Genomic DNA, 13553 nt, shown 5'->3' on the forward strand with positions numbered 1-13553 from the left:
CCGTACGTACGGTGGTGTGAGAGGACGGCGGATGTAAATCCGCCTCCTACTCGATCCGGGGAATCCCATGCAACCCCTCCAACCGCACAATGCTGATTCTGTGCCAGCTGTCATTACTGGCCTTTTGACCAAGTCGTTGCAATCCATGTCGAGGGCTGGTTATAGTCAGCGCACAGTGAGTTTCAGGACTCACCTTTTCATCCCTCAATCAAAGATCAGCCCAATGCCTGCATCCCTCATCAACGCGGTAGTCGATTCAGCGGTCAACGCTGGCGTCGTGCCGTGCGGGAATCAGCAGCCCGGGCAGATCAGTCATTACCCCCCACCTGTCAGTAGCACGTCGGTGTGCGCAGTTGCATCACCGCCAGGCGTTGGCATTTCGGGCTGATCAGCTGCCTTCTGCTGTTCCCCATGCCTGCCTGAAAAACTACTGGATTTCAGCTTTTTGCTGAGTTGGCTTTTTGCCTGACTACAGGTGGTATTCATGTTTGTCCTTTCGAAAAAGTCCGCGCTCGCGGCGGCGTCCACGAGCCTGTTCGTTCTGCTGTGGAGCAGCGGGGCGATTTTCTCCAAATGGGGGCTGGCTCACGCGTCGCCCTTTGCCTTCCTGATGTTTCGTTTCGTCATCGCCCTATGCGGCCTGGTGTTGCTCGTGCCGTTGCTCAAGCTGAAGTTGCCCAAGGGCGGCAAACCGATGCTGTATGCGATGGCCACCGGCGTGGTGTTGTTGGGGGCGTATCAGATTTTCTATCTGCTGGCCCTGGACCTTAAAGTCACGCCCGGGGTGATGGCGACCATCATGGGCGTGCAGCCGATCCTCACCGTAGTGCTGATGGAGCGCCAGCGTTCCTGGCGCCGGATGTTCGGTCTGGCCCTGGGGCTGGCCGGGTTGGTCATGGTGGTCTACCAGGGCATCGGGCTGGCCGGGATGTCGCTGGCCGGGATGCTTTTCGGTCTGCTGGCGCTGGCGAGCATGACCTTCGGTTCGATCATGCAGAAACGCATCACCGACAATCCCCTCGGTACACTGCCGGTGCAGTATCTGGCCGGACTGCTGTTGTGCGGGGTTTTCGTTCCCTTTCAGCCGTTTCACTTCGAACACAGCAGCGGTTTCATCCTGCCGGTGCTGTGGATGGGGCTTGTGGTATCGGTGCTGGCGACGCTGTTGCTGTACCGCTTGATTGCTCGGGGCAATCTGGTGAACGTCACCAGCCTGTTTTACCTGGTGCCGGCGGTAACGGCGGTGATGGACTATCTGATCTTCGGCAATCGCCTGGCGATGTTGAGCCTGTTCGGTATGCTGTTGATCATCGTCGGTCTGGTGTTTGTGTTCCGCAAAACCGCTTGATTGCGGGTAAACCCGAGAAGGCCTGGAGCAATACTCTGGGTCTTTGTGATTTTTGGCGTCTGATCAGACGCCTTCGCGGGCAAGCCCGCGAAGGCGTCATCCGCAACGCAACAATTCTACCGGTCAGCCACCAAGCCTGGTTTCACAGCAGCCGGCTTCAACACCAGCCACAACGCCAGCGCAATCAACAACCCGCCATAAATATGCGCCATCGACAGCGGCTCATCGAGAAACAGCGCCCCCCACAACACGCCGAACAGCGGGATCAAAAAGGTCGTAGTCATCGATTTCACCGGACCGATCGAGCTCAGGAGCCGGAAGTAAACAATGTACGCAAACGCTGTGCATCCCAGACCCAACCCCAGCAACGAGAGCCAGACACTCCAGCCGCCCCAGCTCGCGGGTGGTTGGCTGATCACGCTGTAGCCGAACAGCGGCAGCAGGAACAGCGTCGCGCCGAGCATGCTGCCCAACGCGGACAGACGGCTATCGAGACCCCCGGCCTGATCGAGCCAGCGGCGGGCCAGAAACCCTGCAAATCCGTAGCAAGTGGTCGCGAGCAGGCAGGCGACGGCGCCCATCAGCAATTGCATATCGAACGCCACCGGACCGGCACGAGTCAGCACGCCCACGCCGAACAGCCCCAGGAACACGCCGCCGAGTTTGGCGCCAGTGAGCCTTTCATGGAAAAACAGGCCGCCGATCAGCACGCCCATCAAGGGTGTCGTGGCATTGAAAATCGACGAGTAACCGGCTGGCAGCACCTGCGCGGCCACCGAATAGAGCGTCGCCGGGATGCCGGAGTTGATCACACCAAGCAGCATCACGGTCTTGAGTTTGCCCTTGAAATCCCAACTGATGCGCATCAGCCCAAGAATCACCAGCAGTCCGGCAGCGGCTATCGATACACGGAAAAAAGCGGTAGGAATGCTGCCAATCACCGGGGCGATGATGCGCATGAACAGAAAACTCGCACCCCAAATGGCCGCCAGTGACAGTAAACGGAAAATATCGACGGGGTTCACAGCGCGGTCCTTCCTTGGGGGAGGGGCGAAAGTGTTGCTGAGTGTGTGACCGATGGCAACCGAAAACCGGGCATTTAATTCGGCTGGAAAATTGCGCTTCTCCTGCACCCGGTTCACTGGCTAAGCTCAAGCCTCCCGAATTCCCGCAGAGGTCTCACTATGCCGCAGCAATGGCCAGCCGCCGACATCGCCCGCTTGATCCTCGATGGCTTTGACGATTACCGCGAGCATTTTCGCCAGATCACCGACGGCGCCCGGGCCCGCTTCGAACAGGCCCGGTGGCAAGAGACGCAGTCGGCGTCGGCGGCGCGGATCAATCTGTACGAAGACAAGGTCGGTGAAACGGTGGAGCGACTGCGCACCGCGTTTGACGCTGACACCCTGGACGTCAGCTGCTGGCCGCTGGTCAAGAGCGCCTACATCAGCCTGATCGACCTGCGCTTCGACGACGAACTGTCCGAGACCTGGTACAACTCGATTTTCTGCGGGCTGTTCAGCCATGACCTGATCAGCGACGGTTGCATGTTCATCCACACCACCCGGCCGAGCCTGCGCCGTGCCCGGGCCGCGCAAACCCGAACCTACAAGCCGCAAGGTCAATTGTCGGCGATGCTCGCCAGCATCTTCGCCGACTACCGCTTCAGCGAGGATTACGCCGACCTGTCCGGTGACCTGAAGCGCCTCGAAGCGCAACTGCGCGAGAACCTGCCGGATTGGGTGTGCAAGGACCCGGAGCTGAGCGTCGAGCTGTTTTCCTCGGTGTTGTACCGTAATAAAGGCGCGTACCTGGTGGGGCGTATCTACACCGCCGATGAGCAATGGCCGCTGGCAATTCCATTGCTGCACCTGGAGGGTCGCGGCATCCAGATCGATGCGCTGATCACCGACGAGGCGGAGGTGTCGATCATCTTCTCGTTCACCCGCTCGTATTTCATGGTGGATGTGCCGGTGCCGGCGGAGTTCATCGGCTTCCTGCGGCGTATCCTGCCAGGCAAGCACATTGCCGAGCTGTACACCTCGATTGGTTTCTACAAGCACGGCAAGTCCGAGTTCTACCGGGCGCTGATCAATCACCTGGCCAACACCGACGACCAGTTCATCATGGCCCCCGGTGTGCGCGGCATGGTGATGAGCGTGTTTACCCTGCCGGGTTTCAACACCGTGTTCAAAATCATCAAGGACCGTTTCTCGCCGTCGAAAAACGTCGACCGCGCCACGGTGATCGAAAAATACCGTCTGGTAAAAAGCGTCGACCGCGTCGGGCGCATGGCCGATACCCAGGAGTTCGCCGATTTCCGTTTCCCCTTGAGCAAGTTCGATCCGGCGTGCCTGGAGGAATTGCTGGAAGTCGCGCCGTCCACAGTGTCGGTGGAAGACGATACGGTGCTGATCCGTCACTGCTGGACCGAGCGCCGCATGACCCCGCTGAACCTCTACCTGGAAAACGCCAACGAGGCGCAGGTGCGCGAAGCGCTGGAAGATTACGGGTTGGCGATCAAGCAACTGGCGGCGGCCAACATCTTTCCCGGGGATATGCTGCTGAAGAACTTCGGGGTGACCCGTCACGGTCGGGTGGTGTTCTACGACTACGACGAGATCTGCTTCCTCACCGAGGCGAACTTTCGCCACATCCCGTTACCGCGCACCCCGGAAGATGAAATGGCGTCCGAACCGTGGTACTCGATCGGGCCGCTGGACGTGTTCCCCGAGGAATTTCCGCCGTTCCTGTTTGCCGATTTCCGGCAACGCAAGTTGTTCGATCAGCTGCATGGCGAGTTGTACAACGCCGATTACTGGAAAAGCCTGCAGGAAGCGATTCGGGCGGGGAAGGTGATTGATGTATTCCCGTATCGGCGTAAAGGGCTGGATAACGAATAGGAACAGTTGCAAGCGGCAAGCTACAAGCGGCAAGTTAGAAGCCGCTTTTAACTTGCGGCTTGTAGCTTGCCGCTTGAAGCTGCTTTTCTGCGACAATCGGCACCCTGCGCCACTAGACGACTGAATTGCGTACCCGATGACCGACGAATCGCCCTCCATCGACAAACTGCTGAAAAACCTCGATCACGCCATGCTTGCCGACCGCCACCGGCTGCGGCGGCAGTTGCTTGAGCTGCGCAAGAAACCCGACGAGGCCAGGCTGGGCCAGTGGGTGACGCGGATGCAGGCGTCCTGCGAGCAGGTGCTGGCGCGCAAGGCCAGTCTGCCGGTGATTCGTTACGACGACAGTTTGCCGATTGCCGCCAAGCGCGACGAAATCAAGAAGGCGCTGGAAAAGCACCAAGTGTTGATCATCGCTGGCGAAACCGGCTCGGGTAAAACCACCCAGTTGCCGAAGATCTGCCTGGAAATCGGTCGCGGCCAGCATGGCCTGATCGGCCACACCCAGCCACGCCGGATCGCTGCGCGCAGCGTCGCCAGCCGGGTCGCCGAAGAGCTCGGTACGCCGCTCGGTGCGCTGGTCGGCTATCAGGTGCGCTTCGAGGATCAGAGCGATTCCAGCACCCTGATCAAGCTGATGACCGACGGCATCCTGCTGGCGGAAACCCAGAACGACCGGTATCTGGAACGCTACGACACGATCATCGTCGACGAAGCCCACGAACGCAGCCTCAACATCGACTTCCTGCTTGGCTATCTGAAAACCCTGCTGCCACGTCGTCCGGACCTGAAGGTCATCATCACTTCGGCGACCATCGACCTGGAGCGTTTCTCAAAGCACTTCGATGACGCGCCGATTGTCGAAGTCTCCGGCCGCACCTACCCGGTGGACACCTGGTATCGCCCGCTGACCCTGGAGCAGGACGAAGAGGGCAACCGCGTCGAGGACGACCTGACGGTGGATCAGGCGATCCTCGCCACCCTCGATGAAATCGCCGCTTATGAGCGCAGTGAACGCCGCAGTCCCGGTGACGTGTTGGTGTTCCTGCCCGGCGAGCGCGAGATTCGCGATGCCGCCGACATGCTGCGCAAGGCCCAGCTCAAGCACACCGAAATCCTGCCGTTGTACGCGCGACTGTCGCCAGCCGAGCAACAGCGGATTTTCCAGTCGCACCCTGGACGTCGCGTAGTACTGGCGACCAACGTCGCGGAAACCTCGCTGACCGTGCCGGGCATTCGCTATGTGATCGACAGCGGCACTGCGCGCATCAGTCGCTACAGCTATCGCGCCAAGGTCCAGCGCCTGCCGATCGAAGCGGTTTCCCAAGCCAGCGCCAACCAGCGTAAAGGTCGATGCGGGCGGGTCGAGCCGGGTATCTGCATCCGCCTCTACAGCGAAGAAGATTTTCTTGGGCGCCCGGAATTTACCGATCCGGAAATCCTGCGCACCAACCTCGCGGCGGTCATTCTGCAGATGCTGCATCTGCGCCTCGGCGAGGTCAGCGCGTTCCCGTTCATCGAGCCGCCGGATGGCAAGGCCATCAGCGACGGTTACAACCTGCTGCAGGAACTCTCGGCGGTGGATCGCAATAGCCAGTTGACCCCGCTTGGTCGTCAATTGGCACGGCTGCCGGTGGATCCGCGCATGGGCCGCATGCTGCTGGAAGCGGCGAAGCTCGGCAGCTTGCAGGAAGTGCTGATCGTCGCCAGCGCCATGTCGATCCAGGACCCGCGCGAGCGTCCGCCGGAGCGTCAGCAAGCGGCGGATCAGGCCCACGCCCAGTGGAAAGACGTCGACTCGGACTTCGCCGGGCTGGTCAATCTGTGGCGCGGTTTCGAAGAACAGCGTCAGGCGCTGACCGCGAGCCCGCTGCGTAACTGGTGCCGCAAGAATTTCCTTAATTACCTGCGCCTGCGCGAGTGGCGCGACTCCCATCGCCAACTGAGCCTGATCTGCCGCGACATGCAGTTGAGCCTCAACAAAGAGCCGGCGGATTATCCGAAGCTGCACAAAGCCGTGCTGGTGGGGTTGCTCAGCCAGATCGGGCAGAAAACCGAAGACGGCGATTACCTTGGCGCCCGTCAGCGGCGCTTCTGGATTCATCCGTCCTCGGGCATCGGCAAGAAGCGCCCGCAGTGGCTGATGACTGCCGAACTGGTGGAAACCACCAAGCTCTACGCGCGTATGGTGGCGAAAATCGATGCCGACTGGATCGAACCGCTGGCTGGGCACCTGATCAAGAAAAACCACTTCGAGCCCCATTGGGAGAAGAAGCGTGGGCAGGTCGTGGCGTTCGAGCAGATCACCCTGTTCGGGCTGATCGTGGTCGGGCGCCGGCCGGTGCATTACGGCCCGGTCGACCCGGTGGTGTCCCGCGAGTTGTTCATCCGCGAAGCGCTGGTGCGCGGCGAGATTCAGTCCAGGGCCAAGTGCCTGACGGCCAACAAGCAATTGCTGGAACAACTCGACGAACTGGAAGCCAAGGCCCGTCGTCGCGACATCCTCGCCGACGAAGAAACCCTGTACGCCTTCTACGACGCGCGACTGCCGGCGGAGATCCACCAGACCGCGACCTTCGACAGTTGGTACCGGATCAACAGCCAGAAAGACCCGCAACTGCTGATCATGCGCGAGGAAGACGTGCTGGCCCGTGAAGCCAGTGAAGTCACCGCCCAGCATTACCCGGATACGCTGCACATCGGCGATCTGGAATTGGCCCTCAGCTACCACTTCGAACCGAATCACCCGCGCGACGGCGTGACCCTGCGCGTGCCGGCACCGCTGTTGCCGATGCTGCCACCGGAACGCCTGGAATGGCTGGTGCCGGGCGTCATCGAAGCCAAGTGCATTGCCCTGGTGCGCAACCTGCCCAAGGCCTTGCGCAAGAATTTCGTACCGGTGCCGGACTTCGTCAAGGCAGCCTTGCAGCGCATGACCTTTGCCGAGGGCTCGCTGCCCCAGGCCTTGGGGCGCGAGTTGCTGCGCATGACCGGTGCGCGGGTCAGCGATGAAGCCTGGGCCGAGGCCGCGCAGCAGGTCGAAAGCCATCTGCGCATGAACCTGGAAATCGTCGACGCCCAGGGCAAGTTCCTCGGCGAAGGTCGCGATCTGGCCGAACTGACGGCGCGTTTCGCCGAGGCCAGCCAGGCAGCATTGGCGGTGCCGCAAACCGCGAAAAGCCAGCAGCCGGTTGAACCGAAAGTGTTCGCCGCCGTGGCCGAGAAAACCCAACAGAAGATCGCCGGGCTGTCGATGACGGTCTACCCGGCGCTGGTGGAAGAGGCCGGCACGGTCAAGGAAGGGCGTTTCTCGACCCCGGCCGAGGCCGAGTTTCAGCATCGCCGTGCCCTGCAACGCTTGCTGATGCAGCAACTGGCCGAACCTGCCAAGTTCCTCCGTGGCAAGTTGCCGGGCCTGACCGAACTGGGCCTGCTGTACCGCGACATGGGGCGCGTCGATGCGCTGGTGGAGGACATTCTGCTGGCCAGCCTCGACAGCTGCATTCTTGAGGGCGAAGACCCGCTGCCCCGTGACGGTGCGGGTCTGGCGTCCCTGGCCGAGCGCAAGCGTGGTGCCTGGACTGAGCACGCCGAGCGTGTGGCGAAATTGACCCTGGAAATACTCAAGCTCTGGCATGGCCTGCAAAAACGCTTCAAAGGCAAGATTGACCTGGCGCAAGCCGTGGCCCTGAACGACATCAAGCAGCAGCTCAGCCACCTGGTCTATCCGGGATTTGTCCGGGAAACGCCGATGCAATGGCTCAAGGAGTTGCCGCGTTACCTTAAGGCGATCGAGCAGCGCTTTGAAAAAATCGGTGCCCAAGTGCAGCGTGACCGGGTCTGGAGCGGCGAGTTGAGCGGGCTGTGGACGCAATACCAAACCCGCGCCAACAAACACGCCCAGGAAGGCAAACGCGATCCGCAACTGGAGTTGTATCGCTGGTGGCTGGAGGAATACCGGGTTTCGCTGTTTGCACAACAGTTGGGAACCAAGGTGCCTATCTCCGACAAGCGCCTGAACAAGCAGTGGTCGCAAGTCGAACCGTAGTCCCGAGGCTGGTGCAATACCCTGTGGGAGCAAGCCCGCTCCCACAGCTCAGGTGGTGTGTCAGTGGGAGTTTGATCCAGCAAAAGGGGCGAAATGCCCACGTTTATGGCAAACTTCGCGCCTATAAACGCCGGCCCCGCGGTTTTGAGCCTTCACGGTCTCGGGCAGGTCGGAATAAAGCGATGCCAGGTTTGCGTCCCCCGGACGGGAATAGACCCTTTGTGTGTTGGTACGACGGTGCCAATGCTTTCTGCCTGAACAGATTAGAGACACGACCATGCATAACGTTGTCATCAGCGGCACCGGCCTGTACACCCCGGCCAACAGCATTTCCAACGAAGAGCTGGTGCAGTCTTTCAATACTTATGTGGCGCAATTCAACGCCGACAACGCCGACGCCATTGCGCGCGGCGAAATTGAAGCATTGACCGAGTCCAGCGCCGCATTCATCGAAAAAGCCTCGGGCATCAAGAGCCGCTTTGTCATGGACAAGGACGGCATCCTCGACCCACAACGCATGGCCCCACGCCTGCCGGAGCGTTCCAACGACGAGTGGTCGGTTCTGTGCCAGATGGCCATTGGCGCCGCTGAACAAGCCTTGCAGCGCGCCGGCAAGACCGCCGCGGACATCGACGGCGTGATCGTCGCCTGTTCCAACCTGCAACGTGCCTACCCGGCCATTGCCATCGAAGTCCAGGAAGCATTGGGCATCCAGGGTTTCGGTTTCGACATGAACGTGGCGTGCTCGTCCGCAACCTTCGGCATCCAGACCGCCGCCAACAGCGTGCAACTGGGCCAGGCCCGGGCAGTCCTGTTGGTCAACCCGGAAGTCTGCACCGGCCACCTGAACTTCCGTGACCGCGACAGCCACTTCATCTTCGGCGATGCCGCCACTGCGATGATCATCGAGCGTGCTGACCTGGCGACGTCCAAGTACCAGTTCGACATCGTCAGCACCAAGCTGCTGACCAAGTTCTCCAACAACATCCGCAACAACTTCGGCTTCCTCAACCGCGCGGCGCAAGAGGGCATCGGTGCCAGGGACAAACTGTTCGTGCAGGAAGGCCGCAAGGTGTTCAAGGAAGTCTGCCCGTTGGTTGCCGAACTGATCAGTGAGCATCTGCAAGAGAACCAGCTCAACGTCAGCGATGTGAAACGCTTCTGGCTGCACCAGGCCAACCTCAGCATGAACCACCTGATCGTCAAGAAACTGCTGGGTCGCGACGCCACCGAACAGGAAGCTCCGGTGATTCTCGACACCTACGCCAACACCAGTTCCGCCGGTTCCGTGATTGCGTTCCACAAGAACCAGGACGACCTGGCCGCCGGTTCGCTGGCGGTGCTCAGTTCGTTCGGTGCCGGTTATTCGATTGGTAGTGTGTTGCTGCGCAAGCGCTGATTTTGAATTAGCTGTCGCAGCAGAAGAAAAGATCGCAGCCGAAAGCTGCGATTTTTTTTTGGCGGGGCTTTTGTGGCGAGGGAGCTTGCTCCCGTTCGGCGACGACGTCGTCGTAAACAAGCTAATGCGGCATGTCTGGCAAATCGAGGTGGTTGGTTCTGGGACCGCTTCGCAGTCCAGCGCGAGCAAGCTCGCTCGCCACATAAAGCTGATTCGATGGGTAGGGGAGAGAAAACAGTCTCGCGTTGATGCATCGGAGGATGATGGGGACCGACACACCAACGCCAGGCTGTAAAAGGAGCCCGGGCTTCCTTGCCCGAGTCGTGTAGCGGGGTGAATCAGAACTTCGCTTCGGCATCCAGTTGCAGGGTGTTGATGTCCGAGTCGGTTTTCTTGATGTTGGCGTTGGTCTGGTCCGAAGTCGCCATGAAGTAGGTCGCGCCCAAGGCAAAGTTCTTGTCCAGATCGTAGCTCACTTTCATCTTGCTGCCGCGCGAACCGGTGAAGCCGTTGGCGAAGTCGGAGTCGGTGAAGGCACCCACCACAGCGTTACGCTGCACGTCGCGGTAGTTGTAGTCCAGGTTGAAGCCGTAGACCTTGGACTTCACACCGGCCAACCAGCCAGTGTCCTGGTCGTTGCTGGCATCGGTGTTGTTGACGTACTGACCGTAGATCGACAGCGGAACTGGCAGGTTGGAGAAGTCGAGCTGACCAAAGCCTTCGTACAGTTTGAAGGTTTCGCCCGGGCTGTTGCCGTTGACGGCCAGTGCGCATGGCGTGGTGACGGTGCCGGAGGTAGGGCAGGCACTGCTGCTGTCGTTGTCGTAGGAGTAGATACTGCCGCCCAACGTCATTTTCATGCTGTCGGTGATGGCGAAGCGACCACCCAACTGGCCAGCGTACAGGCGCAGGTCGTGTTTGAACTGCACGCCTTCACCGTCGACGTTGTCCTTGAGGGTGTAGTGACCGGCGCTACCGAACAGCTCGGTGGTGCCGCTCAGTGGGTATTTGTAGGTGACGGCCAGACCTTCCGGGTTGATGTCGCTATCCCAGATGATGTCGCCCATGCTCACCCATTGTTGTGGCATCTTGCCGCCAACCAGGTGCAGGTTCTTGATCGCGTCCGGGTGGTAGTCGATGTAACCTTGGTCCAGCCAGATCTGCTTCTTGTCGAAGTAGTTGTTCAGGTCCTGGTTGGTCGAGCGAGCGTCGTCGTTATTGCCGGTGGCGATACGGATACCGGTGTCGACCTGCGGGTTGATTTCGCTGTAGGCACCCAGGCGGGCACGAATGCGCTGACGGTCCTGGTCCTTGTTGTTCGGCACGCCATCGTTGTGCACGGTTTCTTCGCGGAAGCGCACGTCACCCTTGAACTGGGTCTTGGCGGCCCATGCCAGCTTCTGGTCGAAGGTGCTCAGAGCGTCGGTTTTCTTCGCGGTGGCTGCGATTTGCTCGTTGGTCTCTTGCTGAGCCTGACGGGCGATCTGCTGGTCTTTCTGATCCCTGGCCAGCTCGGCTTGCAGTTCGCTGTACTGCGCGTTGGTGATCGAGCCGTTAGCCTTGAGCATGTCGAGCAGTTTGGCGTCGACTGCGGCACTGGCCGGAACACTCATGGCCAGCAACAGGCCACCACACAAGGCCGCCGCAGTTTTCGTGGAAGCAAGACGCATATCAATCTCCGAAGATGAGAGGGGATGACAGAGCCATCCGGGACACAACCGACCATAAGGGGCGGAAAACTGTGGCCGGGTATAACCCGGCGCTCTAAAAACAGGCGCCAGTATCGCGATGGTTTATTACAGAGCAGTGGCAATGTGATGTCATGTCCATGACGATACAAAGTCGCCGTGAACTATTGAGTTAGAGCACTGTCGTCGTTTTGCCCGTGTGCATTGCAGAGCGATAGGCGATACTCGCGGGGCTTTCACGCCATAAAGAGTGAGGATGGTGATGCCGTTGCAACGCCTGCAAAAACTGTCAGAAATCTCCCCGCAGACGTGGGACGCACTGGTGCCCGAAACTCAGCCTTTTCTGCGTCACGCCTTTTTGAGCGCACTGGAAGACAGCGGCAGCGTCGGACCCCATACCGGCTGGCAGCCCGAGCATTTATTGCACGTCGAAGGGGATCGACTGATCGCCGCACTGCCCGGTTACCGCAAGTGGCATTCTTACGGCGAGTACGTGTTCGATCACGCCTGGGCCGATGCCTGTGAACGTGCCGGCATCGACTACTACCCCAAATTGTTGACCGCGGTGCCGTTCAGTCCGGTCACTGGGCCGCGGCTGTTGGCGGCCACGGTCGAAGACGGTTTCGAGTTATTGAAAAGCCTGCCGGGCTACCTTGAGCTTGAAGGGCTCTCCAGTGCGCACATCAACTTCACCGACCCGTTCACCGACGCGGCACTGAGCGAGCAACCGGGCTGGCTGCAGCGCGTTGGCTGTCAATACCACTGGCAGAATCGCGGCTACCGGGATTTCCAGGACTTCCTCGACGTGCTCAGTTCGCGCAAGCGCAAACAGATGCGCAAGGAGCGCGAGCAGGTGGCCGGGCAGGGCTTCGATTTCGAATGGCTCGAAGGTCGGGAACTGAGCGAGGCGCAATGGGATTTCGTCTATGCCTGCTACGCCAACACCTACGCGGTGCGCCGGCAAGCGCCGTATCTGACGCGAGAGTTTTTCAGCCTGCTGGCCGAACGCATGCCAGAGTCGATTCGCGTGGTGCTGGCCAAGCAAGGTTCACGGCCGGTGGCGATGGCGTTCAGTCTGGTGGGGGGGGACAGCTTTTATGGTCGTTACTGGGGATGCCTGGCGGAGTTCGATCGCCTGCATTTTGAGACCTGCTTCTACCAAGGCATGGACTATGCCATTGCCAACGGTTTCCAGCGTTTCGATGCCGGTGCCCAGGGCGAGCACAAACTGATTCGCGGATTCGAGCCAGTCATTACCCATTCCTGGCACTACCTGCGGCATCCTGGATTGAAAGCTGCGGTGAAAGACTTCCTGGAGCAGGAGCGGTTGGGAGTACTGGCTTATGCAGAGGAGGCGAAGTCAGCCTTGCCTTATCGACAAGGCTGATCTTCAACGTTTCAGCTTTCTTCCTTGCCCAGCCAGCGATACAGCACGCCGCCGACCACTGCACCGAGTAGCGGTGCGACCCAGAACATCCACAGTTGTTGAATCGCCCAGCCGCCGACGATCAGCGCCGGGCCGGTGCTGCGCGCCGGGTTGACCGAGGTGTTGGTGACCGGGATCGAGATCAGGTGGATCAGCGTCAGCCCCAGGCCGATGGCAATCGGTGCCAGTCCAGCCGGTGCACGCTTGTCGGTGGCGCCGAGGATGATCAGGATGAACATCGCGGTCATCACCAGTTCACAGACAAACCCTGCCGCCATCGAATAGCCGCCAGGCGAGTGTTCGCCGTAGCCGTTGGACGCCAGGCCTCCCGCCAGTTCGAAACCGGGTTTTCCGCTGGCAATGAAATACAGCAGGGCGGCTGCAATCACGCCGCCAATGACCTGGGCAACGATGTAGGCCGGTAATTCATTGGCCGGAAACCGCCCACCTACCACCAGGCCGAGGGACACCGCAGGATTGAGATGGCAGCCGGAAATATGGCCGATGGCGAAAGCCATGGTCAGCACTGTCAGGCCAAACGCGAAGGACACCCCGAGCAGACCGATCCCCACCTCCGGGAAAGCTGCCGCCAACACCGCACTGCCGCAACCACCCAACACCAGCCAGAACGTACCTACCAACTCAGTCGCCGAACGTTTTAACAGAGACATAAGAGAGTGCCCTTTCGAGATTATGCTGCCTTGAGCATCCAGCCGATGGACTGCAGAACCATCTCCAGAA

8 protein-coding genes are annotated in these 13553 nt (G+C 60.1%); 5 read left to right on the top strand and 3 right to left on the bottom strand.

The features are described 5' to 3' along the window. Nucleotides 1–484: 484 nt before the first annotated feature. The gene (locus VC35_RS26835) at nt 485–1348 is read left to right on the top strand and encodes a DMT family transporter (protein WP_046043684.1); all 864 of its coding nucleotides are present in this window, start codon (nt 485–487) and stop codon (nt 1346–1348) included. A gap of 116 nt (nt 1349–1464) precedes the next feature. On the opposite strand, the gene VC35_RS26840 is transcribed toward VC35_RS26835, so the two are convergent. Continuing rightward, nucleotides 1465–2373 carry a DMT family transporter gene (locus VC35_RS26840; RefSeq protein WP_046043685.1) on the bottom strand — a complete coding sequence of 303 codons (909 nt, stop codon included), beginning with the start codon at nt 2371–2373 and terminating at the stop codon, nt 1465–1467. Nucleotides 2374–2532: 159 nt separating this feature from the next. On the opposite strand from VC35_RS26840, the gene aceK reads away from it, so the two are divergent. The 3 genes from aceK (at nt 2533) to VC35_RS26855 (ending at nt 9698) form a co-directional block, all read left to right on the top strand. Beyond that, nucleotides 2533–4251, top strand: coding sequence for a bifunctional isocitrate dehydrogenase kinase/phosphatase (gene aceK / locus VC35_RS26845; protein ID WP_046043686.1), 1719 nt, complete (start codon nt 2533–2535; stop codon nt 4249–4251). A gap of 136 nt (nt 4252–4387) precedes the next feature. Further along, nucleotides 4388–8299: an ATP-dependent RNA helicase HrpA gene (hrpA, locus tag VC35_RS26850; protein WP_046043687.1), complete on the top strand. Its 3912-nt coding sequence runs from the start codon at nt 4388–4390 to the stop codon at nt 8297–8299. Nucleotides 8300–8576: 277 nt separating this feature from the next. Then, nucleotides 8577–9698 carry a beta-ketoacyl-ACP synthase III gene (locus VC35_RS26855; RefSeq protein WP_046043688.1) on the top strand — a complete coding sequence of 374 codons (1122 nt, stop codon included), beginning with the start codon at nt 8577–8579 and terminating at the stop codon, nt 9696–9698. Nucleotides 9699–10036: 338 nt separating this feature from the next. On the opposite strand, the gene VC35_RS26865 is transcribed toward VC35_RS26855, so the two are convergent. Continuing rightward, a complete protein-coding gene (locus VC35_RS26865; RefSeq protein ID WP_046043690.1) occupies nt 10037–11368 on the bottom strand; it encodes a putative porin in 1332 nt (443 codons plus the stop codon). Nucleotides 11369–11648: 280 nt separating this feature from the next. On the opposite strand from VC35_RS26865, the gene VC35_RS26870 reads away from it, so the two are divergent. After that, nucleotides 11649–12773 (top strand): GNAT family N-acetyltransferase, encoded by a 1125-nt coding sequence (locus VC35_RS26870; protein ID WP_046043732.1) that lies wholly within the window; start codon nt 11649–11651, stop codon nt 12771–12773. Between the two features lie 11 nt (nt 12774–12784). Here VC35_RS26870 and aqpZ read toward each other — a convergent pair whose 3' ends face one another. Further along, nucleotides 12785–13483: an aquaporin Z gene (gene aqpZ, locus VC35_RS26875; RefSeq protein ID WP_046043691.1), complete on the bottom strand. Its 699-nt coding sequence runs from the start codon at nt 13481–13483 to the stop codon at nt 12785–12787. Between the last annotated feature and the right edge of the window lie 70 nt (nt 13484–13553).

The organism is Pseudomonas fluorescens, assembly GCF_000967965.1.
Lineage (GTDB): Bacteria > Pseudomonadota > Gammaproteobacteria > Pseudomonadales > Pseudomonadaceae > Aquipseudomonas > Aquipseudomonas grandcourensis.